Consider the following 25,166-nt stretch of genomic DNA (forward strand, 5'->3'; position numbering starts at 1 on the left):
GGGGCACCGGGCCGTCAGGGGCGGGAGGACTCGGCGGCGGGGGTGTCGCGCCCGTCTGCCTCCGGGGGTTCGCCGCGCAGTTCGAGGGCGCGGCGGGGCCGGTCGGTGATCAGCACGTCCACGCGCGGGTCGGCGAGGAAGCCGCGCATCGCGGTGTCGTCGTTGACGGTCCACACCATGGTGAACAGGCCGTTGCGGGCGGCCTCCCGCAGCACGTTGGCGCGGGCGAGCCGCTGGTGCACGGCGACCCCGTGCGCGCCGCACGCGCGGACCCGGCGCATCGGGAACAGTTCGCTGAGCCGGGTCGCGGTGAACCGGGCCGCGCCGATCTCCTTGCGGTCCCGGCCGAGGGACAGCGCGGTCTTCACCCGGGGGTAGGCGCGGGTGATCGCGGCGACGGAACGGTCCTCCAGGGTGGTGGCGACGAAGCCGTCCTCGCCGAGCAGGTCGATCGCCCGGTCGATGACGTCGCCCTCGTAGCCGGTCTCCTTCAGGTCCAGGTGCCCGATCAGCTTCCCGGCGATCAGCTCCATCACCTCGTCCACGACGGGCACCGGGTAGCCGGCGCGTTCGCACAGCTCGGCGTGGGTCAGCTCGCTGAGCAGCGGGCCGGTGTGCCGGACCCGGGGGTCGTGGTAGACGACGAGGACGCCGTCGGCGGTGCGGCGGATGTCGAACTCGGCGTACTCGGCACCGGTGCGCAGCGCGTCCTCGTACGCCTGCCGGGTGGCGGGGCCGAAGGTCTCGGATCCGCCGCGGTGGGCGGAGACGGCGGGGCGTCGGGTCATGGGCGGTCAGCTCCCGGAGGTCGTGCGTGGTGCGGGGACGGGCAGGGGTCCGTCGTCGGGCTGGGAGAGCAGCTCTCCCGAGCGGCCGGCCCGTCTGAGCAGCAGGTAGCCGATCACCACCAGGATGATGAAGGGCAGCCAGGCCAGCAGATAGGCCACGCCGTACCTGCCGAGGTCGAGGATGGAGCGGTCCTCGTCGACGTTGGTGCCGTTCACGCCGAAGAACGCGAGCAGCAGCGTCGGCGGCAGGGCGATCAGGGTGGCGACGGCGACCAGGCCGGAGATGGTGCGGTCGCGGGCCTCGTCGCGTTCGGCGAGGGCGGCGTCGAGGGCGGCGGAGCGGGCGTTGATGACGGAGGTGAGACGCTCCACCATGCGGGCCGAGTTGTCCAGGCTGTCGCGGATGCCGAGCGCGTCCCGCAGGGAGGACTGGAAGCCCTCCATCAGCATCTCCGGGATCAGCAGGCTGTCGACGTAGGCCTCCACGCCGAAGGCCAGGTCGAGCTGGAGTTCGTTGACGCCTGCCGACAGCCGGGAGATCAGGGAGCGGATGTTCTGCGGGGAGTCGGCGGCGGCCTGTTCGTTGGCGCGCATCATCGCGAACGCGGCCAGCCGGGTGCGTTGCAGCACGGCCAGCGCGGAGATCATGCCGGTGGCGACCAGGGCGAGGCCGTTCTCCACGTGCGGGGCCCAGCCGGCCTGGACGGAGACGCCGCGGCCGTGCGCGGAGACCATCGCGCCCTGGTTCCTCAGATTCGGCGGCACGCTCAGGCCGTTCGCCATCTTGCCGCGGTAGACGATCTCGTTGAGCGGGCCGAACAGGTCGGGGCCGCCCTCGGCGGCGGCGGTGAGCAGGTCGGTGAGCAACCGGCCGCCTGGGAAGACGAGTTGGTGGACGTTCTGCCCGAAGACGAGGGGGATGTCCAGGCCCAGCCGCTCGGTGAGCACGTCGAGCAGCGGACGGCCGCGGAGAGTGATCCGGTCGCGGTCGAAGCAGGTGTCGGCGAGCCAGGCGGCGATGGCCCCGGGCGAGGTGTGCCCGGCGAACTCGCAGTCCAGGAGCAGGGTGGCGTCGCCGCGCGGGGTGGTGACGACCAGGATCCCGGCGGTGTCCAGGGCGAGACCGTGGTCACCGGCCGGCAGGCCCAGCTCGCCCGGTTCCAGCCGCTCGGTGAGCACCGGTACGGGCAGTAACGCGGCGCCGGAGACCAGGTGCGGGGTGAAGCGGCCGAAGTCGTAGCGGTCGACGAGGGGGCCCAGCTCCTCGTCGCGCGGGCGGATGCGGCCGGCCAGGCTGAACAGCATCAGGATGCGGGTGCGTTCCCGGGTGGCGGAGTCGAGCACCGCCGTACTGCCGGATGTTCCCGCACCGCCGGATGTTCCCGCGCTGCCGGATGTTCCCGCACCGCCGGATGCCCCCGCACCGCCGGATGTCGCCGCCGCCATCGAAAAGATCCCCTCCCCACTCGGCGCAGGGCGTTGATACCCCCTGCCCTGTCACTGTGAACCGCGCGGGCCGCCCCCCGCCGGGGAGGGGCGGCCCGCGTCAGCATGCCGTGAGACGGGCGAGCCGTCAGGCGAGCTTCGCCGTGAGCGTGATCGGCACCGCCTTCAGGGCCTGGCTCACCGGGCAGTTGACCTTGGCCTTCTCGGCCTCGGCGACGAAGGCGTCGTTGTCGAGGCCCGGCACCGTGCCCTCGACGGTGATGTGGATGCCGGTGATGCCCTCACCCGGCTGGAAGGTGACGTCGGCGGAGGTGACCAGCCTGGTCGGCGGGGTGCCGGCCTGGGCGAGGGCGTGCGAGAACGCCATCGAGAAGCAGCTGGAGTGGGCGGCGGCGATCAGCTCCTCCGGGCTGGTCTTGCCGCCCGGCTCCTGGGTGCGGGCGGCCCAGGTCACCGGCTGCTCGTTGATCGCGCCGGAGGAGTCGAAGGTGACGACCCCGTTGCCCTCGAGCAGGTTGCCTTCCCAGACAGTGTGTGCGGAGCGCGTGGTGGCCACGTTCATTCCTTTCGTACGGTCCCGGTTCGGACGGATCCGGGTTGACGGACACCATCCGATCACACTCCGGCGCACCGCACGAGGAAGATCGGGCCGGCGACTCCGCGCTCAGGCGGCGGCGCGCTGCCGGCGGGCGGCCAGCCAGGCGTAGACGGGCACGCCCGCGAACAGGAACAGCACGCCCTGGTAGACGGCCGCGTATCCGGCGCCCGCGACCAGCCACAGGGAGAAGCCGAAGGCGACGGCGGCGAGGACCGCGTCGCGCAGCAGCCGGGCCCGGTTCACCTTCTCGTGCTCGCCGCGGACCAGGTGGAAGATCTGCGCGGCGGTCGCCAGCAGGTACGGCACGGTCGCGGTGAAGGTGGTGACCAGGACCAGGATCTCGAAGACCCGCGCGGAGCCTGCCGTGTAGTTGTAGACGGTCAGCAGGGAGGCCAGGACGACGGTGACGCCGACGCCGACCGTGGGCACGCCGCGCCGCTTGCGGGTGAACGTGGCGGGGAACAGGCCGTCGCGCGCGGCGGCGTACGGCGTCTGGGCGCTGAGCAGGGTCCAGCCGTTGAGGCAGCCGGTCATCGACACCAGTGCGGCGAGCGCGACGGCCCAGCCGCCCCAGGAGCCGCCGAACATGGCGTTGACGGCGTCCGAGAAGGGGGCCGTGGAGTCGACCAGCTCGTCGTGGGCGACGGTGCCGAAGACGGAGAAGGTGCCGAGCAGGTAGACGAGGGCGGCGCCGAGGGTGCCGATGACGGTGGCGCGGCCCACGTTGCGGCGCGGGTCGCGGACCTCGCCGGCGCTGACCGCGGCCGACTCGACGCCCAGGTAGGAGAAGAGCAGGATCGCGGCGGACGCGGAGAGCGCGCCGAGGGTGCCGTCGCCGCTCGCGTTGAACGGGCCGAGGTTGCGGGCGTCGAAGAAGAACAGCCCGCCGACCGCGACGAGCAGCAGCGGCGCGAACTTCAGCACGGTGGAGACGAGCTGGACGGCGCCCACGTACCGGGAGCCGGCGAAGTTGGACAGGGCGGGCAGCCACTGGATGACGAGGGCGGCGAGGCAGGCGGTCCACGCGTGGTCGTTCACCGGGATCAGCACGTCGAGGTAGCCGACGGCGGCGACGGCGAGCGCCGCGTTGGAGACCCAGGTGGTGATCCAGTACGCCCAGGCGGCGAGGAAGCCGGCGAAGTCGCCGAAGGCCTCGCGGGCGTAGACGTACGGGCCGCCGGTGCGCGGGTCGCGGCGGGCGAGCCGGCCGAAGACCAGGGCCAGGGCGATCGCGCCGGCGGTCAGGACGGCGAACGCGACCAGGCTGACGGTGCCGAAGGGGGCGACGGCGGCCGGGAGCAGGAAGATGCCGCCGCCGATGATGTTGCCCATGACCAGGGCGGTGGCGACGGGGAGCCCGAAGCGCCGGGTGTGCTTCTCGGGGGCCGCGGCGGCCATGGGTGCGGTCGCCTGCGGGGCCGGAGCCTGGACGGTCCCGGTGTCGTGCATGGGGGTGGTGCGCCTCTCGTCGTGCTGGTGTCCGGGTCACCGGGCCGTCCGGGATGACCGGATGTCCGGGGTGATCGGCTGTCCGGGATCGCCGGACGACCGCCCATGGTCGGTCACCGGTTCGAGCGGTTCCAAATCACGCGGTTTTGTCCTGCACGGCGGGGTCCGGGACCGCAAAAGGTGCGTCGTCGAGGGCCTCGGACCGGGAATCGTCCATCGGTACCCGGTCCACCTGCTCCGCCGGCATCCGGTCCACCGGCACCTGAGGGCCGTCCGCCTCCCTCAGCCAGCGGCGCAGCACCCGGTGGACGTGCTCGGCGCCGGCGATCTCGGTGCCGTCCGGGGCGGGCGCGGACAGGGCGAGCGGGGACAGCAGGAACGGCTTGCTCTGGGCGCCGCCGAGGCCGCCGTGCGAGCCGATCTGCTCCTCGAAGGCGAGGACCTCCCCGTCGGCCGGGTCGTAGGCGGAGTTGATCATGATGTCGGGGGCGTGCGGGAAGGTGTGGGTGCGGCGCACCACCGCGGCGGCGCCCGGGCCGAACGCGGCGAGGGGGCCGGGGTGGTCGTCGTCCAGCTCGTCCACCGGGATCTCGACGCCGTGCGCGCCGAGCACCACGCCGCCGTGTTCCTCGCTGCGCACCAGCAGGAAGCCGATGCCGGGGTGGTTGGCAAGGGTGGGCAGCAGCGCCGGGTGGCGGGCGTCGATCTCCTCCTTGCTCATCCGGTGCGGCACGTCCGGGAAGGAGACCAGGCCGAGGTTGCCGGAGGCCAGCACGACGGGCTCGAAGCGGCGGGCGGGGCGGCGCTCCTCGGCGCCCTCCTCGACCGGGATGCGCAGCGCGGCCCGGACCGCGGCGCGCGCCTCGGCGCCACTGTGCGTGCGCTGCGCCCGGCGCGGCACGGGCAGGCCGCAGCCGGCCCGCACCAGGTCGCCGAGGGTGAGGCCGTAGCGGGCGCGGAAGGTCTCGCCGGGGCTCTGCCCGTGGTCGGAGAGGACGACGATCCGGTACGGGCGGGGGGCGTGCTCGGCGACCTTCTCGATCAGCGCGAGCGCCCGGTCGAGGCGTTGGAGCACCTGCTCGGCGTCCCGGCTGAACGGCCCGGAGTGGTGGGCGACCTCGTCGTAGGCGACCAGGTCGGCGTAGATCGCGGTGCGCCCGGCGAGCATGTCGCCCACGACGGCGGCGACGACGACGTCCCGTTCGACGACGGTGGCGAAGGCCCGGATGAACGGGTAGAGGCCGCCGCGGGAGACGCGCGGGCGCTCCTTGCGGAGCCGGGAGCGGGTGGACTGGCCGATCTCGCGGCCGGCCTCGGCGACGAAGGACAGGGCGGTGCGCACGGCGTTGGCCGGGTCGGAGAAGTAGGCGAAGTAGCCGGCGCGGGAGCGGTTCTCGCGGCTGCGCCGCCGGGTGGCGATGGACAGCACCAGGGCCTGTTCGTCGGCGCCGCCGCCGAAGAGGTTGCCGCGGCTGGCGCCGTCCACGGTGAGCAGCCCGCCGTCGCCGGTGCGCCGGACGGCGCGGCGCTGGAGTTCGGCGGCGCTGGTGGGGCGGTTGCTGACCATCACCTCCTGGGTGTCCTTCTCGTACCAGCGGAAGGCGGGCACGTCGAAGGTGCTGCCGTGCAGGATGCCGAGCTGGCTGGCGCCGGTCTGGCTGGACCAGTCGGTGCGCCAGGGGGTGAGACGGTGGGTGGGGCGGGCGGGGCGGGGTCCCTCGCCGGTGCCGGTGCCGGGGGTGCCGGGGGTCCCGGTGCCGAGCCAGCGGGCGACCGTCGGCATCAGGCCCTTGCCGACGGCGTCGAGGAGCACGTCGTGGCCGACGCCGTCGAGTTGCAGGAAGAGGGTGCCGGGGGTGGCGGGGCCGGGCGGCAGCCTTCTGCGGCGGCGGTCGGCGAGGCGGTACAGCCGGCGCCGGTAGGCGTCGTCGTCGCGCACCGCGAGCGCGGCGCCGGTGGCGGAGGCGACCGCGGACATCACGGCGGCCACCACGACCGCCGTCTCCGGCGCGGCGGCGCCCCGCTCCCCCGGGTTCAGCCGCAGCGCGAGCAGCAGCAGCGCCCCGTTGAGGGCGAACACCAGCAGCCCGAGGACCAGCGCGGGCACCAGCAGCAGCAGGCGGACGAGCAGCGGCCACACCAGCGCCGAGAGCAGACCGAAGGCGCCCGCGCCGAACGCGGCGGTCACCGCGATGTCGGTGGCGCTGTCCCCGTCCTCCGACCGCAGCCGGAAGTCCGGCAGGATGCCGGCGAGCACCAGCATGGTGACCGTACTGACCGCCCATACGGCGACGCTCCGCCCGACTTGACTCGCCACCCGCCGCCAACGCCCCGCACGCACTCCCCGTACACCTCACGTCCCGGCCCGCCGTCGGCACGGGCCCGCCCCCAGCGTGTCATACCGCCCGCGCGGAGCCCGGCGGTGTCATGTCCCCCCGCCCCCCGCAGCCCGGCGGTGTCGTCTCTCCCGCGCGGAGCCGGGCGGGGTCGTCTCTCCCGCGCGGAGGCCGGCGCGTCCGGATCCCGGCGCGTGCGTGCGCTCGGCCGACCCGATCGCTACCGCCCGTCGTAGCCTGCCGTCGGCATGGACAGTCTGCGGTGGACCCGGGCCTTCATCTGGGCGTCGTAGAAGGGCTCCGCGCGGCCCACGGTCTCGACGCGCACGCCGCGCCGGGCGCACTCGGCGGTGAACTCCTCGACGTCGGCGAGGGCGGACTCGAGGACGCGGCGGCTCGGGGCGACGAAGACGTCGCAGCCGGGGCGCACCCCGTCCCACAGCAGGCAGTGGTCCGCGCGGAGTTTGCGCACCAGGAGTTCGCGGGTGACGACATAGCCGTGCTCGGCGGCCCAGCGGGCGCACATCGCGTGCTGGCCGCGGGAGTCCACCAGGAAGGGGTCGATCTCCAGCTCCTGCAGCGGCGTCAGGCTGGCGATCGCCGTGACGCGGACCGGCCCGGGGCCTGCTTCTCCCATGGCGTCCCCCTCACCTCAGGGTTTCGCCGCCGACCCTACTCCTGCCCGTAGGCTTCGGGGAGTCGCGTGAAGGAGGCAAAGAGGTGCCGGTGGAGATCACCTGGTGGGGTCACGCCACCTGCACGGTCGAGGATTCGGACGTACGCGTGCTCACCGATCCTTTGTTCGCACGCCGGCTCGCGCACCTGCGGCGCCGGTGCGGGGCGCTGCCGCCGCCGGGCGCGTGGCGCGCGGACGTCGCCGTGGTGTCGCATCTGCACGCCGACCATCTGCACGTGCCGTCGCTTGCGCGGCTCGCGCCGGGCACGCGCCTGCTCGTGCCCCGGGGCGCACTCCGTGCGGTGCCGGGTCTGCGCCGGCTCACGCGGTTGCGCGTGACGGAAGTGGCGCCCGGCGACCGGGTGACGGTGGGTGACCTCCTGATACGGGCCGTCCCGGCGCTGCACGACGGACGGCGGCTGCCGTTCGGCCGGCACCGCTCCCCCGCGCTGGGGTACGTCGTCGAGGGCGAGGCGCGCACCTACTTCGCCGGGGACACGGGGCTGTTCAACTCGATGGCCGAGGAGGTCGGGCCGGTCGACGTGGCGCTGCTGCCGGTCGGCGGCTGGGGGCCGTACCTCGGCGAGGGGCATCTGGACGCGGGGCGGGCGGCGCAGGCGCTGGCCCGGCTGGCGCCGCGCAGCGCGGTGCCGGTGCACTACGGCACGTACTGGCCGATCGGCATGGACGCGGTGCGCCCGCACGAGTTCCACGCGCCCGGCGACGAGTTCGTCCGGCTGGCCGCCCGGCGGGCGCCCGGTGTGGTGGTGCACCGGCTGCGGCACGGGGAGAGCGTCCGTCCGGAGGTCGCCCGGTGAGCTGGCTGGGGGCCGCGTCGACGACGGTGGCGCCCGAGACCACCCAGCAGGCGATCGGTTATCCGACGCTGTTCCTGCTGGTACTGGTCGGGGCTCTGGTGCCGGTGGTGCCGACGGGGGCGCTGGTCAGCGGCGCGGCGGTGGTGGCGTTCCATCAGACCGCGCCGTTCTCGCTGGCGCTGGTGTTCGTGACGGCGGCGACGGCCGCTTTCTGCGGGGACATCGCGCTGTACTGGCTGGGGCGCCGCGGGATGAAGTCGAAGAACGGCTCGCGGTGGCTCGGGGCGATCCGGACGCGCGCGCCGGAGGACCGGCTGGCGCGGGCGCAGGAGAAACTGGCCGCGCACGGTGTGGCCGTGCTCGTGCTGTCCCGGCTGGTGCCGGCCGGGCGGCTGCCGGTGATGCTGGCCTGCCTGGTCGCCGAGTGGCCGCTGCGCCGCTTCGTCCGGGGCAACCTCCCGGCGTGTCTCGCCTGGGCGGTGACGTACCAGCTCATCGGCATCCTCGGCGGCTCCCTCTTCCCCGAGCCCTGGGAGGGCGTGGTGGCGGCGGTCGCGCTGACCCTGCTGATCAGCGCGGTGCCGGGCGTGTGGCGGCGGGTGCGGGGGGCGGGGGCGGCGTGAGCGGATCCGGCTGAGCGGCTTCCGCGGGGGCCGTTGTGTGTGGGGGCTACTCCAGGACCCTCGACGCCCCTACCGGCAGGTCCCACAGGTCCGCCCGGTCCAGGCCCGCCTTCTCCCAGGCCGCGCGGACGCGGGTCAGGGGTTCCAGGACGGGTTCGGCGGACAGCACGAAGGTCGCCCAGTGCATGGGGGCCATGCGGGCGGCGCCCAGGTCCTGGGCGGCGCGGACGGCCTCCTCGGGGTCGCAGTGGACGTCGCTGAGCCACCAGCGGGGGTCGTAGGCGCCGATGGGAAGGAGGGCGAGGTCGATGCCGGGGTAGCGGCGGCCGATGCGGGAGAACCAGTGGCCGTAGCCGGTGTCGCCCGCGAAGTAGACCCGCTTGCCGTCGGGCGCGGTGAGCACCCAGCCGCCCCACAGGGAGCGGCAGGTGTCGGTCAGGGTCCGCTTGGACCAGTGGTGGGCGGGGACGAAGTCGAAGCGCACACCGCCCAGTTCGGACGCCTCCCACCAGTCCAGCTCGGTGACGGTGGTGAACTTCCGGCGGCGGAACCAGAGGCCGAGGCCGGCCGGGACGAACACCGGGGTCTCGCGCGGGAGTCGGCGCAGCGTCGGGGCGTCCAGGTGGTCGTAGTGGTTGTGGCTGATGACGACGGCGTCCACGCGGGGCAGCGCCTCCCAGTCCACGCCGACGGGGGTGATCCGCTCGGGGGTGCCGATGATGCGGCGGGACCAGACCGGGTCGGTGAGCACGGTGAGCCCGCCGATCCGCACCACCCAGCTGGCGTGCCCGGCCCAGGTGACGGCGACGGTGCGGGCGTCCACGCGGGGCAGCGGTCCGGGCTCGTACGGCAGCCGGGGAATGTCCGCCAGGCCCTCCTTGCCGGGCCGTACGGCGCCCTCGCGGGCGAAGCGGGCGAGCGCCTTGATGCCGGGCAGGGGCGCGGTCAGCCGGTCGTGGAAGGCGCGCGGCCAGACTCTGCGCTCCCCGAGCGGGCGCGGTTCGGCGAGCGGTGGGAAGGGTGGGGCGAGGGGTGCGGCGGCCGGGTCGGCGCTCTCCGGAACCGTCGGGCTCGTGGTCGACTCGGACTGCTGCGTCATCGAGGAGGCTCCCATCGCTGAGCGTCGTCACGGAGGCCGTCGAAGACCGACCTCAGGGTGATCAACGACCGTTGCACGTGTGGCAGTTCCAACGGCGTGGGGGAACGGAGGCATTCCGCGCGGTCGGCGTCCGAGCCGCCCAGCAGGGCGCCGGTGGACAGCCGGACCCGCAGGGCGCCCAGGTCGTCGCCGAAGCGGTGGCCGCCGGGCGCGGGCATGCCGAGCCGGGCGGAGAGGAAGTCCTCCAGTTCCTGGGCGTCGGTCACGCCGTGCGCGGCGAGACCGGCCTTCAACGGCCCGAGATCGGCGTACAGATGGCGGCCGGCGCGCGGCGGCAGGGATAGCGCGCCCGCGGCGGCGACCGCGCGGTGCATGGCGTCGGCCACGCGCGCGTGGAGGCGTACGGCGGCCGTGGTCCGCGCGGTGACCGGTTCGGGTTCGGCGAGGGCGTAGGCCGCCGCGGCGGCGACCGGCCCGGCGACGCGGGCGCCGAGCGCGGTGAGGACGTCGAGCACGCGCGCGCGGAGGTCGTCCCCGACAGCTCCGGCGGGGAACCGGGCGAGCGCGGCCGGCCAGCCGGGCGGCAGCAGCGCGCCGGCCAGGTCGGTGACGACGGTGACCCGCTCGGGCAGCATCTCGGCGGGGCTGAACAGCACGGTGTCGTGCGGGTCGTGCAGGGTGTCGCGCCAGGTCTCGTCGCTGACCAGGTGCAGCCCCTCCCCCTCGGCGGCCTCGATGGCCTCGTGCATCACCTCCGGCGGCGCCACCGTGGCCGTCGGGTCGTCGGCGACCGACAGCACCAGCAGCCGGGGGTCGCCGCCCTCGGCGCGCACCCGGCGCACGGTCTCCAGCAGGGCGTACGAATCGGGTACGCCGCCGCACTCGGCGGGGGTCGCCACATGGAAGACGGGTCGGCCGAGCAGGCGAGCATACGGCGCCCACCAGGCCGCGCAGGGCCGTGGCACCAGTACGTCACCGCCGAGCGCGGCGGTCAGCGCGAGCAGGACGGCGGGCGCGCCCGGCGCGGCCACCGTGTGCTCGGGCGTGGTGGCGAGTCCCCGGCGCGCCCAGTAGCCGCAGCCGGCCTCCAGCAGGGTCGGGCCGCCGCCGACCGGTTCCGCGCCGCCGCGGTCCGCCGCCGCGGCGAGCACGGCGCCCAGTTCGGGCAGCACGGGCAGCCCGTCGTCGGGCGCGGGCGGCCCGTAGCGGACGGGGCCGTGGTCTTCCGGGGCCGTCCGCCGCATGGGGTCCTCCGCGCTGCCGTGGGCGTCGTGTCGTATCGCCGTCCCGTTCGTCGTTCCGTCGGTCGTCCCGTTCGTCGCTGCGTTCGCGGTTCCGTTCGCCGTTCCGTCACTCGTTCCGTGCGCCGTCCCGTTACTCGTTCCGTTCGCCGTTCCGTCGTGTTCCGTCGTGGTTCGCTCCCCGGTCCGTGGGTGGTGCGGGTCGTCGTTGCCGTGTTCCCGGGCTACTGCGTACCCAGCGCACCACCGGGTCAGCCGTCGGTTCCGGAAGCCTTGCCGTACAGCCGGTGCGCGGCGGCGCCGAGTGCGCCCGCGATCAGCAGTCCGCCCACGACCAGGGCGGGCACGGACACGCCGAAGGCACCGCCCGCCCCGGCGCGTACCCCGCGCTGCACGACCGCCGTGCCGCAGCCGGGGTCCTTGGGGTCGGGACAGGGCGTGGCGCTGTGCACCGCGCCACTGCTGCCGCCTCCGCTGCCGTCGCTGCCGCCCTCGCGACCGCCGCTGCCGCTCGCGGGCACGGTGAAGGTGGCACTCCAGGGCTTGCCCTCCGCGCCGGACGCGGCCGGGCAGGTGCCGTCGACGGTCCACGCGGAGTCCTTGGCCGTGGCGTGCCCGGCCGTGGTGTCCTCGACCGCGCCGTCTTCCCCCGCGGTGTCCGCGAGCGTGGCGTCCGCGTCCGTGGCGTCCGCGTCCGTGGCGTCCTCGTCCGTGGCGGGTCCGTTTGCGGGGTCCTCACCGGACGCGGGCTCACCGGACGCGGGCTCGTCGACCACCGGCTCCTCGGCCACCGGCTCCTCGACTACCGGCTCCTCGGCCTCCGGTTCCCCGGCTGCGGGCTCGCTCGCGCTGTCCTCCCCCGGTGGGGGCACGTCCCCGGCCTCCTCACCCGTCACGGACTCGTCCCCGACAGGCTCGTCCCCGACCGGCTCGCCGCCGACGGACTCACCGTCCTCGAAGTCCTCCGGGAGGGCGATCCGCGCGGTGCCCCGGTAGACGGCAGGGCTGGTCTTGTCGTCCTTTCCGGAGACCAGCCGCAGCTCGGCGAGCCCGTCCTCGAAGGCCATGGAGGTGGCCTCGATGGTGTCGGGCGCGGCGCCGCCGAGCGGGTCGCAGGTCACCGAGACGGTGACGGTGGCGCCGGGTGCGGCCTGGCTGGGGCTGACCTCGGCGGCCGGTTCCGCGAGGGCGCCGGCGGCACCTCCGCCGACCGCGGATCCGGCCAGGACGACTACGGACACGACACGAGCGGCACGACGCACGACTCGACTCCCACCACGGCGACGACAGACACGCAGCCATCACATCCGCTGGGCACTGGTGCCGCGCGCGGCCGACCCCCATTCGCGGGAACCGCGCGGCCATCGGGGTGAAGACGCCCACCACACAGGACTCCCGACACGGCGACCCCGGGGCACCGCTGCCCGGGAAGTTTTCCCCCCGCCCGTGAGGTGACTCGGCACCCAACGGCCACGTCACCCGGGAGGTCACTCGATGAGCACCCTCGTCTCCGACCACATCCTCGAACGGCTGCGCGAGTGGGACGTGGAGCACGTCTTCGGCTACCCCGGCGACGGCATCAACGGTCTGCTCGCCGCCTGGGGCCGCGCGGAGAACCGGCCCCGTTTCATCCAGTCCCGGCACGAGGAGATGTCCGCGTTCCAGGCGGTCGGCTACGCCAAGTTCAGCGGCCGTCTCGGCGTATGCGTGGCCACGTCGGGGCCGGGGGCGATCCACCTGCTCAACGGGTTGTACGACGCGAAACTCGACCATGTGCCGGTGCTGGCGATCGTCGGCCAGACCCACCGGACCGCGATGGGCGGCTCGTACCAGCAGGAAGTGGACCTGCACACGCTGTTCAAGGACGTCGCCTCGGAGTTCGTGGAGACGGTGACCGTGCCGGAGCAGCTGCCGAACGTGCTGGACCGGGCGATCCGCACCGCGTACGCGCGCCGCTGCCCCACGGCGGTCATCGTCCCGGGGGATGTGCAGGAGCTCGAGTACACGCCGCCGACGCACGACTTCAAGATGGTGCCGTCCAGCCTGGACCGCAGCGCGTGGACCGCGGTGCCGTCGGACGACGCGGTGCGACGGGCCGCGGAGATCCTGAACTCCGGTGACAAGGTGGCGATCCTGGTCGGCCAGGGCGCGGCGGGGGCGCGGGCCGAGGTGGAGACGATCGCCGAGCTACTGGGCGCGGGCGTCGCCAAGGCGCTCCTCGGCAAGGACGTGCTGAGCGACGAACTGCCGTATGTCACCGGCTCGATCGGGCTGCTGGGCACCCGTCCGTCGTACGAACTGATGCGGGACTGCGACACGCTGCTGACCATCGGCTCCTCGTTCCCCTACTCGCAGTTCCTGCCGGAGTTCGGCAAGGCGCGGGGCGTGCAGATCGACATCGATCCGCACATGGTCGGGATGCGCTACCCGTACGAGGTGAACCTGGTCGGAGACGCGAAGGCGACGCTGGAGCGGCTGATCCCGCTGATCGAGTCCGGGCGGGGACGCGAGTGGTTCGACACGGTGTGCGACAACGTCCGCCGCTGGCGCGAGGTGATGGAGCGGCGCGCGGCGCTGAGCGCCGACCCGATCAACCCGGAGTACGTGGCCCGCGCCCTGGACCCGCTGCTGCCGGACAACGCGATCGTCACCTCGGACTCGGGGTCGACGGCGAACTGGTACGCGCGGCACCTGACCATGCGGCCGGGGATGCGCGGCTCGCTGTCCGGGACGCTCGCGACCATGGGCTGCGGGGTGCCGTATGTGATCGGTGCCAAGTTCGCGCATCCGGACCGGCCCGCCATCGCGCTGGTCGGGGACGGGGCGATGCAGATGAACGGCATGGCGGAGCTGATCACGGCGGCGAAGTACCGCGACCGGTGGGAGGACCCCCGGCTGGTGATCGGCGTGTGGAACAACCACGACCTGAACCAGGTCACCTGGGAGCTGCGGGCGATGGGCGGGGCGCCGTCCTTCCTTCCCTCGCAGGAGCTGCCGGACGTGCAGTACGCCGCGTTCGCCCGCTCGCTCGGCCTGACCGGGATCCGGGTGGAGAAGCCGGAGGACGTGGAGGCGGGCTGGCGGGCCGCGCTGGAGGCGGACGGGCCGGCGGTGGTGGAGTTCCTGACCGATCCCGCCGTACCGCCGATCCCGCCGCACGCCACCTGGGAGCAGATGGAGGCCACGGCCGCGTCGATCCTGAAGGGCGACGCGGACCGCGGGTCGGTGGTGAAGCAGGGGTTCAAGGCGAAGATGCAGGAGTTCCTGCCGGGGCGCACCAAGAAGTGACCGTCCCGTCCCGGCGGGCGGGAACCGCCGCGCCCCGTGGGTTCATCCCAGGGGCAGGCCCGCGTAGTTGGCGGCGAGTTCCGCCGCCGCGTGCGGGGACGTGGTGATCCGGTCCAGCTGGGAGAGCTGGAGGCGGGTGTCGAAGGCGGACTGCGCCGGGTCGGTGTGGAGCGTGGTGGTCATGAACCACGAGAAGTGCTCCGCGCGCCAGACCCGGCGCAGACAGGTGTCGGAGTAGGCGTCGAGGAGCGCGGTCGAGCCGGTGGTGTGCAGGTGGCCGAAGGCGCGGGCCAGGACGACCACGTCGGCCGCCGCGAGGTTGAGTCCCTTCGCGCCGGTGGGCGGCACGATGTGGGCGGCGTCGCCGGCGAGCAGGACACGGCCGTAGCGCATGGGCTCGGTGACCGAGCTGCGCATGGGGAGAACCGAGCGGGCGGTGATGGGGCCGCGGTTCAGGGTGCGGGTGCCGGCGGCGGCCAGGCGCTCGTCGAGTTCGTCCCAGATCCGCTCGTCGGACCAGTCGGCGGGGTCGGTGCCGTTGGGCACCTGGAGGTAGAGGCGGCTGACCTGCGGAGAGCGCATGCTGGCGAGGGCGAAGCCGCGGTCGGAGTGGGCGTAGATCAGCTCGTCGTAGGCGGGCGGGGCGTCGGCGAGGATGCCGAACCAGGAGTACGGGTAGGTGCGCTCGTACGTGGTGAGGGCGCCCTCGGGGGCGGCACGCCGGGTCACCCCGTGATAGCCGTCGCAGCCGACGACCCAGTCGCAGGTCAGGGTGTGTTCGCGGCCCGCGTGGGTGTAGCGGATGACGGGGCTGTCGGTGTCGGCGCCCTCGACGGCGTGCGCCCGCGCCTCGAAGAGCAGCGGCGGGCCCTCCTTGAGCTGGAGGGCGATGAGGTCCTTGACGACCTCGGTCTGGGCGTAGACCCACACCCGGCGACCGCCGGTCAGTGACGGGAAGTCGACGCGGTGGGCGCGGCCGGCGAAGCGCAGTTCGATGCCGTCGTGCGGCAGGCCCTCGCGGTCGAGGCGGTCCGCGGCGCCCGCCTCGCGCAGGGCGTCCACGGTCCCCTGTTCCAGGATCCCGGCGCGCTGGCGCTGTTCGACGTAGGCGCGGTCCCTGCTCTCGAGGACGACGCAGTCGATGCCCTGCCGGTACAGCCGGCGGGCGAGCAGCAGCCCCGCGGGTCCGGCGCCGACGATGCCCACTCGGGTGCGGCTCGGGTACGCCATGGCGCAGCCCCTTTCACTGGGTAACCGGGTTACGTTTGCGCGTGTTCGTATAGTGAAGTATTCTTCACCATCGCTGGCCGCAGTCTCTTCGGCCGTGCGCCGGGTGTCAACACCCTGCCCCGCACGCGCGCGGGTCCGGCCACGCCCCAGCGTTCAGCCCATCCCGACGCCACGAGCACGGAGCGCCCATGCCCCCGAACGAGACCCGCACGGCGGAGCCCTCCGAGGCGGTTCCCGCGGAGGCCGTCGCGCCGCTGATGCGCGGGCTGGCGGTGCTGCGCCGGCTCACCGACGCCGACGGGGAGCTCACCCTCGCCGACCTGGAGCGGGCGACCGGCCTGGCCCGCTCCACCCTCGACCGGGTGGTCGGCACCCTGGCCCGCATGGGGTACGTCCGCCTGGACGGGCGGACGGTGCTGCTCGCGCCGCGCCTGATGGAGCTGGGCAACGCCTATCTGGCCGCGCTGCGGCTGCCCGCGCTGCTCGGTCCGGCCGCGCACGCGCTCGCCGACGAGCTGGACGAGTCGGTGTCCCTCGCGGTGCCCGACGGCGACGGCATCCGGTTCATCCACCAGACCACCCGGCGCCGCACCATGTCCGTCAGCTTCCGCATCGGCGATCTGCTGCCCGCGGAGCGCACCGCGCCGGGCGCGCTGTTCGCCGCCCGGTGGGGCGAGGAGGACTGGGCGCGCTGGCGGGCCCGGCGCGCCGCCGACCCCGCGGAGGAGGGCTTTCCGGCGCTGCCGCCGCACCGGTCGGCCGGGCGTCCGACGGACACGGAGTTCCATACGGCGGTGCGGCTCGCCGCCGAGCGGGGCTTCGCGCTCGACGACCAGCTGATCGAGCCCGGACTCATCGCCCTGGCGGTGCCCGTGCACGCCCCGGACGGGACGCCGGTGTGCGCCGTGAGCGTGGTGAGCCACACCAGCCGGCACAGCACCGGATCGCTGCGCGAGCGGCTGCTGCCCCGGCTGCGGGCCACCGTCGAGGCCATGGAGCGGGACCTGGCCGTCCCCGCGGTGGGCGGGGAGCGGACGCCCGGCCCGTCGGGCCTCGCCGCCTGGACCGGCGCGTCCAAGCAGGAGCTCGGCCGGACCTTCAACGAGTCGCTGGCGCGCGGGCTGACCGTGCTGACGGCCTTCGGGGAGGGCCGCGGCGCGCTCACCCTGACCGCCGTCGCCGAGGCGACCGGACTCGCCCGGGCGACCGCCCGCCGCGCCCTGATCACCTTCGAACACCTCGGCTACGTCGCGCAGGAGGGCCGCGCCTTCCGGCTCACCCCGCGCGTGCTGGGGCTGGGCTTCCCGCCGCTGTCCCGGACCACGCTGCCGAGGATCGCCGCACCGCACCTGGAAGCCCTCACCGAGCGGCTGCACGACTCCTCGTCGCTGGCGGTGCTCGACGGCGACGACGTGCGGTACACGGCCCGCGCGGCGGCCCGGCGGATCATGACCGCCGACATCACCGTCGGCACCCGCTTCCCGGCCCACGCCACCTCGATGGGCCGCGTCCTGCTGGCCGGACTGCCGCCCGCCGAACGCGCGGACCGGCTCGCCCGCACCCGGCTCACCCCGCTCACCCCGCACACGGTCACCGACCCGGGCGACCTCGCCGTCCTGCTCGAACGCGCACGGCTGGAGGGGTACGCCCTCGTCGACGAGGAACTGGAGGTGGGCCTGCGGTCCATCGCGGTCCCGGTGCACGACCGCGCCGGAACCGTCGTCGCGGCCGTCAACGTGGCCATGCACGCCAGCCACCGCACCGTCGAGGAGTGCGTGGAGCGGGTACTGCCGGAGCTGCGGACCGAGGTGGCCCGCATCGAGGCCGACCTGCACATCGCGGGGCGGTTCACCGACGTGCCGGTGGTCTGAGTTCACTGGCGTACCGGCAGCGTTCACTGGCGTACCGGCGGCCGGAGTTCACCGGCGTACCGGCCGGACCGGGCCGCAGGCCGGGGCCGCGGCACCGTCGCGTCAGGCCTGTGCCGTCGCCGGAGCCGGGGTCTTCGCGCGGGGGCCGCCGAGGCGGCGGGCCAGGGGGACCAGGGCGATGGCCACGGCGCCGACCGTGCCGGTCAGGGCGAACGCGGTGAAGCCCCAGGTCTCGTTTCCGTTCTGGGCGAGGACGCCGATCAGCCAGGGGCCCACGATCGCGCCGGTGCGGCCGACGCCGGTGACCCAGCCCAGCCCGGCCGCGCGCTCGCTGTCGCGGTAGACGGTGCCGGTGGCGGCGTAGACCATGACCTGCGCGCTGAACAGCCAGACGCCGGTGACGGCCACGACCAGGTAGGTGACGCCGAGCGGCAGCTCGTTGCGCAGCAGCAGGGCGCCGGCGGCGGTGAGCACGAACCAGATCGCCGAGACCCGGACGGCGCCGAAGCGGTCGGCGGTGCGGCCCGCGATGAGCATGCCCACGATGCCGCCCGCGTTGATGACCATCAGGAAGGACACCGAGGAGTCCACGCCGTAGCCGGAGGAACGCATCATCTGCGGCAGCCAGGTGGAGACGCCGTACACCAGCAGCAGTCCGCAGAAGGACGCCAGCCAGAGCAGCGGGGTGGCCCAGCGCGACTCCGGGCGGAACAGCTCGCGGATCGCGGCAAGCCGCCCCTTCGCGCCGGCGCCGGGCGCGGCGACCGGGGCGGGGCGGGGCAGGCCGTAGCGGTCGGCGACGGCGTACGCCGCCTCGCGGCGGCCCCGGGCCAGCAGGACGCCCGGCGACTCGGGCAGCAGCTTCAGCAGGAGCGGGACGGCGATGACGGCCGGCAGCGCACCCGCCCAGAACACCCAGCGCCAGCCGGCGGCGGGCGCGAGGGTCAGGCCGAGGCCGGTCGCCGCCATGCCGCCCGCATGGTACGAGGTCATCAGCAGCCCGGTGGTGAGCGCGGCCCGGCGCGGCGGGGCGAACTCCAGCACCATCGCCAGGCACAGCGGCATGAGCCCGCCGAGCCCGAGCCCGGCGACGAACCGGCCGGCGCCGAACATGCCGGGACTGCCCGCGGCGGCGCACAGGCCGGAGCCGAGGGAGAAGAGGACGACGCTGGCGACGAGCATGGGGCGGCGGCCCAGCCAGTCGGTGACGTTTCCGGCGAGCAGCGCGCCGATGAGCATGCCGAAGGTGGTCCAGCTGCCGATGGTGCCCGCGTCGGCGGCGGTCAGGCCGAGGCCCGGGTCGTCGAGCATGTACGGCATCACGGCGCCGTAGATGTTGACGTCCATGCCGTCGAAGAAGACGGCGAGCCAGCACAGCGCGAGGACGGGGAAGACGGAGCGGAATGAGGTCATCTCTGTCCCTGGGGTACGGGAGGCGAAGGGGTCGCACCCAGGCCGTTGTCCACGTGTGTTCGCGTGGTGAAACTTGCTTCACTTCCTGGGCTGGGTGAGTTTGGCCGCCCGCGGGGCCCGCGTCAATGCCTCGCGCACGCATTGACAGGCACTTCTCACCGGCTGCAGACTCGCCCGCACGTAATGAGTGAATACTTTTTCACTACACGAACATGCGCGGAGGCACCCCTCATGACCGTCACCCGTGACCTGCTGATCGGTGGCAAGGAAACCCCGGCCGCCTCCGGCCGGACCACCCCGGACATCAGCCCGTTCACGGGCGAGACCTACGCCACCGTGGCCGCCGCCGGTCCGGAGGACGTCGAGCGGGCCGTGGCCGCCGCCGACGCCGCGTTCGGCACCTGGGCAGCGCTCAGTCCCTTCGACCGCCGCGCGGTCTTCCTCTGCGCGGCCGACGTGCTCGACGCCCGGGCGGGCTCCGGGTCGCGCGCCGGATACAGACCGGGATCGTGCACATCAACGACCAGTCCGTCGGTGACGAGCCGCAGGCCCCGTTCGGCGGCGCCAAGGCGTCCGGCTACGGCCGGTTCGGCGGCCGGTGGGGCATCGAGGCGTTCTCCAACACCCGCTGGGTCACCCTGGCCACCCGGCACGCCCGCTACCCGTTCTGAGCCGCCGCGGCGCCTGCCCCCTCAGCTGCTCAGCGGCGCCCGGCGCGGCCTGCGATGGCGGGCGGCGGGCCGGGCGGCGGGGGCCGGGTCCGGATCCCGGTCCGCCGGCAGGATCTTCTCTTCGTAACGCCCGAGCGCCAGCACCATGCCGAGCAGCACGAACGGGAGGAGCACAGCGAGGACCGCCATGGCCTGTCCTTCCGCCAGAGGGGGAGGCGCGGGGGGCCAGGGTCGGGTCTCCCCCGATCGGGTGGGCAAACCCCGTGTCGGCTTGCGTCCCTCGGGTACGCGGTGCCCACCCCCGGAGATCTGGAGGGAGACATGCAGCGAGGCAGTGACCGACTGAGCGTGCACCGGGACGACGAGATGAAACACCAACTGCAGGGCATGCTGCGGTCGGGCCATTCCACCCGTACCGAGGAGTGGCACGATCCCGAGCCCTCCGCCGACGACGATCCGCGCGTGGCGGGCGGACCGGGACTGGGCTCCCTGGAGGAGACCCGGCTGGAGCTGGGGCGGGTGCTCGGCCGCAGGCCCTTCCCGGCCGGACCGGGCGAGCTGATCGGCGAGCTGCGCCGGCACAACGCGCCGGACGCGCTGATCGAGCCGCTGACCCGGTTGCCGCGCGGGGCCCGCTACGCCAACGTCCAGGAACTGGCCGAGGCGCTGACCCGTCGGGAGGAGGCCCCGTGATGGCCGACTACGTGAGGGAGGTGATGACCCCGGGTGTGGTGGCCGTCCGCCCGGACGCCTCGCTCGTCGAGGCCGCGCGGCTGATGCGCAGCCAGAACATAGGCGACGTGGTGGTGGCGGACGGACAGGACGTCGTGGGCATGCTCACCGACCGGGACATCACGGTGCGGGCCGTCGCCGAGGGCCGCGATCCGCTCACGGTGAGCGCCGGGCAGGTGTGCACCCCGCATCCGGCGGTCGTGACGCCGGACGACCCGGTGTCGACCGCCGTGGCGCTGATGCGCGAGAAGGCGGTGCGCCGGCTGCCGGTGGTGGAGCACGGGCTGCCGGTCGGCATGGTCAGCCTCGGTGACCTCGCCGTGGCGCAGGACCCGGACAGCGCCCTGGCGGACATCTCGCGGGCCGCGCCGGACGACGCCGGCCACCACGCGGGGCCCGACGTCCGAGGCCCCGTGTGAGGGGAGCCCGCCACGGGGCCCGCCGCAAGGCGCGCCCCAAGTCACCAGGACGTTGACGAAGGGACGTCGATTCATCATGCGTATCGCATTCCTGACCGCACCCGAGGGCGTCGAGCAGGTCGAGCTGACCGACCCCTGGCAGGCGGCCGAGGACGCCGGACACCAGCCGGTGCTCGTGTCCACGAAGCCCGGCGAGATCCAGGCGTTCAACCACCTCGACAAAGCGGACACGTTCCGGGTGGACGAGGTCGTCGGCGAGACGAGCGCCGACTCCTTCGACGCGCTCGTGCTGCCGGGCGGGGTGGCCAACCCCGACTTCCTGCGCATGGACGAGAAGGCCGTCGCGTTCGTACGGGACTTCTTCACCCGGGGGCGGCCGGTGGCGGCGATCTGCCACGCGCCGTGGACGCTCGTCGAGGCGGACGTCGTCCGGGGCCGTGAGCTGACCTCCTGGCCGAGCCTGCGGACCGACATCCGCAACGCGGGCGGCACCTGGGTCGACGAGCAGGTCGTGGTCTGCGAGCGGGGCTCGAACAAGCTGGTCACCAGCCGCAAGCCGGACGACCTCAAGGCGTTCTGCGAGGCGTTCCTCGACGTCTTCGCGCGGGAGACCGCCTGACCGGCAGCCCGAGTGGGGACGCGACCGCTTGAGGGACAGACGCCGCCGGGAGCCTGCGGGCCCCGGCGGCGTCCTCGTGTCCGTCTCTGTGGGTGTCTGTGCGTATCCGTGGGTGTCTCTGAGTGTGGCCATGTCTGTGGGCTGTGCGCGTGCGCGCGACTGTGTGCCGCCGCCACGGCTCCCGCTAGCGCGGCGCTCCGCTGTCGCCCGGCCCCCACTTCCCGACCGGCGTGCGCTCCTCCCGGGACGCGCCCTGCGCCCCGTTGTCCGTGGCCGCGCGTTCGCGCGCGCCGTCACGGGTGCGGCCCGCGGCGACGAAGCGGCGCGGGTTGCGGCGCAGGTACTCGCCCTCCAGCTGGGCCATGCGGTCGTTGTGCGCCCGCAGCGCGTCGTTCGAGCCATAGAGCAGCGTGTCGTGGCGCGTGCGGTGGATCGTCTCCAGCTCCTTCATGAGCTGCTGGTCGTCCAGCCGGCCCGGGTCGACTCCGGTCATCGTGGTGCCCCGCTCGTCGTGTTCGTTCATGCGGTCCGGGTACCCGCGCGGTGATGAGCACTACCCCCGACGGCATCCGGGAGGGAGCCATGGACCTCGCGTTCCTGAATCCACTGTACGAACATCCGGGGCCGTGGGCCTCCGTGTACGTCGACCTCTCCGCGCACGCGGAGGACACCCCCCACCAGCGGCATCTCACGGCCGAGGCGATGGCCCGGGACCTACGGGACCAGGGCGCCGACGAGGCCACCTGCGACGCCGTACGGGACGCGATCGAGGAGTTGCGGCATTCCTCCGAGCCCTACGGGCGGGCCTTGTTCGCCCGGGCGGGTGACGTCGTCCTCGACCCGTCCCTGGCCCGGCCCCCGCAGGGCGGCAGCTGGGCCGCCTGGGCGCCGCTGCCGCGCACCGCGCCGCTGCTCGACCTGGAGGGCGAGGACGCCCTGTGCGTGGTGGCCTACATCGACCGCAAGGGCGCCGACTTCGAGCTGCGCTCCGCGGTGACCCGCGAGGACGCCGGGTCGGTCGCCGGCCGGCAGTGGCCGGTGCACCGGACCAGCTCGGTCGACTGGTCGGAGCGCCACTTCCAGCTGCGGGTGGAGAACACCTGGGAGCACAACGCGGCGGAGATCGCCGACGCGCTCGCCGTCTGCCAGGAGGAGACCCGGGCCGATCTGCTGATCCTCGTCGGCGAGGAGCGGGAGCGGCACGCGGTGCGCGACCGGCTGCCGCAGCGGCTGCACGACCGGGTGGTCGAGGCCTCGCACGGGGCGGGCAGCAGGCTTCTGGACGCGGAGGTGGAGAAGGCCCGCGCCGAGCACGAGCGGGCCCGCGCCGACGCGGAGCTGGAGCGGTTCCTGGCGAGCCGCGCCCCGGACTCCGAGGGCCGCGTGATGGCGGCGGAGGGCGTGCCCGCGCTGGTCGAGGCGGCCCGCGAGCACCGTATCGACGAGCTGCTGATCCGCCCCGACGGCCCCGACAACCACCGCGAGGTGTGGATCGGCGAGGACCCGGACCAGCTGGCGGTGCGGCGTACGGATCTGAAGATCCTCGGCGAGCAGAACTCCTGGCCGGCCCGCGCCGACGACGCCCTGATCCGCTCGGCGGTCGCCACCGCGGCCCCGGCGATCTCGGTGGCCACAGCCTCCGAGGCCCGACGCGAGGACGTCCCCGTGGGCGGCCTGGGCGCCCTGCTCCGCTGGAGCTGACAACCCGGCCGACCGGCCATCGTCGGCCGGTCGGCGCCCTGGCTCCACCGGCCCGTCGGCGGCCCTAGCGCGCCCGTTCCACACTGCGTTCGTCCCAGACCGGTTCCGGCGTCTCGCGGACGCGGCCGTCGCTGCCGAAGACCAGGTAGCGGTCGAAGGAGCGGGCGAACCAGCGGTCGTGGGTGACGGCGAGGACGGTGCCGTCGAAGGCTTCCAGGCCCTCTTGCAGCGCCTCGGCGGACTCCAGGTCGAGGTTGTCGGTGGGCTCGTCCAGGAGCAGGGCGGTCGCGCCGGCCAGTTCCAGCAGGAGGATCTGGAAGCGGGCCTGCTGGCCGCCGGAGAGCCGGTCGAAGGTCTGCTCGGCCTGCCCCGTGAGCTCGTAGCGGCGCAGGCGGGACATGGCGGCGCCCCGGTCCTGGGAGTGCTCCCGCCACAGGATGTCAAGGAGGGTGCGGCCCATCAGCTCCGGGTGGGCGTGGGTCTGCGCGAAGTGCCCGGGCACGACCCGCGCGCCCAGCTTCCACTGCCCCGTGTGCGCCACGTCCTCACCGGCGAGCAGCCGCAGGAAGTGGGACTTGCCCGAGCCGTTGGAGCCGAGGACGGCGACCCGTTCGCCGTAGAAGATCTCCAGGTCGAACGGTTTCATCAGGCCGGTCAGCTCCAGGCCCTGGCAGGTGACGGCCCGCACGCCGGTGCGGCCGCCCTTGAGCCGCATGCGGATGTCCTGCTCGCGCGGCGGCTCCGGCGGCGGTCCGGCCTCCTCGAACTTGCGCAGCCGCGTCTGGGCGGCGGCGTAGCGGGAGGCCATCTCGTGGCTGACGGACGCGGCCTGCCGCAGGTTCACCACCAGCTTCTTCAGCTGGGCGTGCTTCTCGTCCCAGCGGCGGCGCAGCTCCTCGAAGCGGGCGAAGCGCTCGCGGCGGGCCTCGTGGTAGGTGGCGAAGCCGCCGCCGTGCACCCAGGCGTCGGCGCCGGCCGGGCCCGGCTCCACCGAGATGATCTTTTCGGCGGCGCGGGCGAGGAGTTCCCGGTCGTGGGAGACGAAGAGCACCGTCTTGCGGGTCTCCTTCAGGCGCTCCTCCAGCCAGCGCTTGCCCGGCACGTCCAGGTAGTTGTCCGGCTCGTCGAGGAGCAGCACCTCGTCGGTGCCGCGCAGCAGCGCCTCCAGCACGAGGCGTTTCTGCTCACCGCCGGAGAGGGTGCGCACCTGCCGCCACTGTGCCTTCTCGTACGGCACGCCGAGCGCGGCCGTGGTGCACATGTCCCACAGCGTCTCCGCCTCGTAGCCGCGCGCCTCCGCCCAGTCGGCGAGGGCCTGCGCGTAGGCGAGCTGGGCGGCTTCGTCGTCGACGGTCATGATGGCGTGCTCGGCCTTGTCCACGGTGCGCGCGGCCTCGCGGATACGGGGCGGCGCGACGGACACCAGCAGGTCGCGTACGGTCGTCTCGTCCCGTACGGACCCCACGAACTGCCGCATCACGCCGAGTCCGCCGCTCACGGTGACCGTGCCGCCGTGGGGGATGAGTTCCCCGGAGATCAGCCGCAGCAGGGTCGTCTTGCCGGCGCCGTTGGGACCGACGAGGGCGGCGACCGCGCCCTCGCCCACCCGGAAGGAGACATCACCGAGCAGCGTCCTGCCGTCGGGTAGGTGGTACTCGAGGTGTGCGGCTTCCAGATGTCCCATGGGGCCGCATTCTCCGGGCGGGGTCGTCCGGGCGGCAAACGCTTTAACCGGTTGTCCAGTGGTCCCGGCCTCGGTCGTCCGGTCGTCCGGTCCTCCGATCGTCCAGTTGTCCGGTCGTCCAGTCCTCCGGGCGCAGTCCTCCGTCGTCCGGTCGTCGGTCGTCCCGCGCCGGGGCGAGCGTCGACGGGGCGGCCGGCCGGGCCGCCCTCGCCGCGCGGCGCGACCGTGGCGCCCGCCCAGGTCAGTGCCTTCCAGCCGTCGGCGGGCGAGCCCTCCAGGGCGACGACGCCGGTTTTGTCGAGGGGGTGCGCGGCGGCGAAGGGCACGTCGACGTTGTGGGCGCGGGCCGCGGTCCACATCCGGATCGCTGCGCCGTGACCGACCAGGGCGACCGTGCCGGCGCCGGTACGGGCGGCCTCCTCGCGTGTCGAGCAGGAAGTCCACGTCGGACGGGGTCCGGCCGT

The 25,166-nt window shown here is 74.0% G+C and carries 22 protein-coding genes and 3 pseudogenes; 10 read left to right on the forward strand and 15 right to left on the reverse strand.

Translation table 11 applies throughout. The features are described from left to right. Positions 1-14: 14 nt before the first annotated feature. The 6 genes from ACIG0D_RS06645 to ACIG0D_RS06670 all read right to left on the reverse strand — a co-directional run bounded on the left by ACIG0D_RS06645 (position 15) and on the right by ACIG0D_RS06670 (position 7,254). A complete protein-coding gene (locus ACIG0D_RS06645; protein WP_399796714.1) occupies positions 15-788 on the reverse strand; it encodes a glycerophosphodiester phosphodiesterase family protein in 774 nt (257 codons plus the stop codon). A 6-nt stretch (positions 789-794) separates the two neighbouring features. Next, entirely contained in the window at positions 795-2,132 is a 1,338-nt protein-coding gene (locus ACIG0D_RS06650; protein ID WP_399796716.1) for a hypothetical protein, read from the reverse strand. A 229-nt stretch (positions 2,133-2,361) separates the two neighbouring features. Continuing rightward, positions 2,362-2,790 (reverse strand): OsmC family protein, encoded by a 429-nt coding sequence (locus ACIG0D_RS06655; protein ID WP_399796717.1) that lies wholly within the window; start codon positions 2,788-2,790, stop codon positions 2,362-2,364. Between the two features lie 108 nt (positions 2,791-2,898). After that, positions 2,899-4,281, reverse strand: coding sequence for an amino acid permease (locus tag ACIG0D_RS06660; RefSeq protein ID WP_399796718.1), 1,383 nt, complete (start codon positions 4,279-4,281; stop codon positions 2,899-2,901). 136 nt (positions 4,282-4,417) lie between these two features. Further along, entirely contained in the window at positions 4,418-6,622 is a 2,205-nt protein-coding gene (locus ACIG0D_RS06665; protein ID WP_399796719.1) for a phage holin family protein, read from the reverse strand. 215 nt (positions 6,623-6,837) lie between these two features. Then, the gene (locus tag ACIG0D_RS06670; RefSeq protein WP_365761162.1) at positions 6,838-7,254 is read right to left on the reverse strand and encodes a hypothetical protein; all 417 of its coding nucleotides are present in this window, start codon (positions 7,252-7,254) and stop codon (positions 6,838-6,840) included. 83 nt (positions 7,255-7,337) lie between these two features. On the opposite strand from ACIG0D_RS06670, the gene ACIG0D_RS06675 reads away from it, so the two are divergent. Together ACIG0D_RS06675 and ACIG0D_RS06680 are read left to right on the forward strand one after the other, a co-directional pair. Continuing rightward, positions 7,338-8,111, forward strand: a complete 774-nt coding sequence (locus tag ACIG0D_RS06675) for an MBL fold metallo-hydrolase (protein ID WP_399796720.1) — start codon at positions 7,338-7,340, stop codon at positions 8,109-8,111. After that, a complete protein-coding gene (locus ACIG0D_RS06680; protein ID WP_399796722.1) occupies positions 8,108-8,734 on the forward strand; it encodes a DedA family protein in 627 nt (208 codons plus the stop codon). Before ACIG0D_RS06675 ends, ACIG0D_RS06680 begins: the two co-directional genes overlap by 4 nt. Before the next feature lie 46 nt (positions 8,735-8,780). On the opposite strand, the gene ACIG0D_RS06685 is transcribed toward ACIG0D_RS06680, so the two are convergent. The 3 genes from ACIG0D_RS06685 to ACIG0D_RS06695 form a co-directional block, all read right to left on the reverse strand. Beyond that, positions 8,781-9,833 (reverse strand): MBL fold metallo-hydrolase, encoded by a 1,053-nt coding sequence (locus ACIG0D_RS06685; RefSeq protein ID WP_399796724.1) that lies wholly within the window; start codon positions 9,831-9,833, stop codon positions 8,781-8,783. Next, entirely contained in the window at positions 9,830-11,077 is a 1,248-nt protein-coding gene (locus tag ACIG0D_RS06690) for an aminotransferase class I/II-fold pyridoxal phosphate-dependent enzyme (RefSeq protein WP_399796726.1), read from the reverse strand. The genes ACIG0D_RS06685 and ACIG0D_RS06690 overlap by 4 nt, the downstream gene beginning before the upstream one ends. A 248-nt stretch (positions 11,078-11,325) precedes the next feature. Continuing rightward, positions 11,326-12,315 (reverse strand): hypothetical protein, encoded by a 990-nt coding sequence (locus tag ACIG0D_RS06695; RefSeq protein WP_399796727.1) that lies wholly within the window; start codon positions 12,313-12,315, stop codon positions 11,326-11,328. Between the two features lie 253 nt (positions 12,316-12,568). Here ACIG0D_RS06695 and ACIG0D_RS06700 point away from each other — a divergent pair, with 253 nt between their 5' ends. After that, the gene (locus ACIG0D_RS06700) at positions 12,569-14,362 is read left to right on the forward strand and encodes a thiamine pyrophosphate-requiring protein (RefSeq protein WP_399796729.1); all 1,794 of its coding nucleotides are present in this window, start codon (positions 12,569-12,571) and stop codon (positions 14,360-14,362) included. A gap of 42 nt (positions 14,363-14,404) precedes the next feature. On the opposite strand, the gene ACIG0D_RS06705 is transcribed toward ACIG0D_RS06700, so the two are convergent. Continuing rightward, complete coding sequence (locus ACIG0D_RS06705; RefSeq protein ID WP_399796730.1) at positions 14,405-15,592, reverse strand: 4-hydroxybenzoate 3-monooxygenase; 1,188 nt, start codon at positions 15,590-15,592, stop codon at positions 14,405-14,407. 188 nt (positions 15,593-15,780) lie between these two features. On the opposite strand from ACIG0D_RS06705, the gene ACIG0D_RS06710 reads away from it, so the two are divergent. Next, positions 15,781-17,463 (forward strand): IclR family transcriptional regulator C-terminal domain-containing protein, encoded by a 1,683-nt coding sequence (locus tag ACIG0D_RS06710; RefSeq protein ID WP_399796732.1) that lies wholly within the window; start codon positions 15,781-15,783, stop codon positions 17,461-17,463. A gap of 102 nt (positions 17,464-17,565) precedes the next feature. Here the strand turns inward: ACIG0D_RS06710 and ACIG0D_RS06715 are convergent, their stop codons facing one another. Beyond that, positions 17,566-18,876, reverse strand: a complete 1,311-nt coding sequence (locus ACIG0D_RS06715; RefSeq protein ID WP_399796734.1) for an MFS transporter — start codon at positions 18,874-18,876, stop codon at positions 17,566-17,568. A 231-nt stretch (positions 18,877-19,107) separates the two neighbouring features. On the opposite strand from ACIG0D_RS06715, the pseudogene ACIG0D_RS06720 reads away from it, so the two are divergent. Further along, positions 19,108-19,290 (forward strand): annotated as a pseudogene (locus ACIG0D_RS06720) (aldehyde dehydrogenase family protein); the annotation flags it as partial. A gap of 59 nt (positions 19,291-19,349) precedes the next feature. After that, a pseudogene (locus ACIG0D_RS06725) lies at positions 19,350-19,547 on the forward strand (aldehyde dehydrogenase family protein); the annotation flags it as partial. A gap of 21 nt (positions 19,548-19,568) precedes the next feature. Here ACIG0D_RS06725 and ACIG0D_RS06730 read toward each other — a convergent pair. Next, positions 19,569-19,736 (reverse strand): hypothetical protein, encoded by a 168-nt coding sequence (locus ACIG0D_RS06730; protein ID WP_399796735.1) that lies wholly within the window; start codon positions 19,734-19,736, stop codon positions 19,569-19,571. Between the two features lie 132 nt (positions 19,737-19,868). On the opposite strand from ACIG0D_RS06730, the gene ACIG0D_RS06735 reads away from it, so the two are divergent. From ACIG0D_RS06735 to ACIG0D_RS06745, 3 genes are all read left to right on the forward strand, one after another. Next, the gene (locus ACIG0D_RS06735) at positions 19,869-20,240 is read left to right on the forward strand and encodes a DUF2795 domain-containing protein (RefSeq protein WP_399796737.1); all 372 of its coding nucleotides are present in this window, start codon (positions 19,869-19,871) and stop codon (positions 20,238-20,240) included. Beyond that, a complete protein-coding gene (locus tag ACIG0D_RS06740) occupies positions 20,240-20,698 on the forward strand; it encodes a CBS domain-containing protein (RefSeq protein ID WP_399796739.1) in 459 nt (152 codons plus the stop codon). Before ACIG0D_RS06735 ends, ACIG0D_RS06740 begins: the two co-directional genes overlap by 1 nt. 76 nt (positions 20,699-20,774) lie before the next feature. Then, on the forward strand, positions 20,775-21,317 hold the full coding sequence (locus ACIG0D_RS06745) for a type 1 glutamine amidotransferase domain-containing protein (RefSeq protein ID WP_365761186.1): 543 nt from the start codon (positions 20,775-20,777) through the stop codon (positions 21,315-21,317). A gap of 184 nt (positions 21,318-21,501) precedes the next feature. Here ACIG0D_RS06745 and ACIG0D_RS06750 read toward each other — a convergent pair whose 3' ends face one another. Beyond that, positions 21,502-21,840: a DUF6158 family protein gene (locus ACIG0D_RS06750; RefSeq protein WP_399796741.1), complete on the reverse strand. Its 339-nt coding sequence runs from the start codon at positions 21,838-21,840 to the stop codon at positions 21,502-21,504. Positions 21,841-21,899: 59 nt separating this feature from the next. On the opposite strand from ACIG0D_RS06750, the gene ACIG0D_RS06755 reads away from it, so the two are divergent. Next, on the forward strand, positions 21,900-23,018 hold the full coding sequence (locus ACIG0D_RS06755) for a Vms1/Ankzf1 family peptidyl-tRNA hydrolase (protein WP_399797079.1): 1,119 nt from the start codon (positions 21,900-21,902) through the stop codon (positions 23,016-23,018). Between the two features lie 64 nt (positions 23,019-23,082). On the opposite strand, the gene ACIG0D_RS06760 is transcribed toward ACIG0D_RS06755, so the two are convergent. After that, positions 23,083-24,702, reverse strand: a complete 1,620-nt coding sequence (locus ACIG0D_RS06760; RefSeq protein WP_399796743.1) for an ABC-F family ATP-binding cassette domain-containing protein — start codon at positions 24,700-24,702, stop codon at positions 23,083-23,085. 179 nt (positions 24,703-24,881) lie between these two features. Further along, positions 24,882-25,121 (reverse strand): annotated as a pseudogene (locus ACIG0D_RS06765) (histidine phosphatase family protein); the annotation flags it as partial. Positions 25,122-25,166 lie beyond the last annotated feature (45 nt).

The organism is Streptomyces sp. NPDC052773 (assembly GCF_044547145.1).
Taxonomy (GTDB): Bacteria; Actinomycetota; Actinomycetes; order Streptomycetales; family Streptomycetaceae; genus Streptomyces.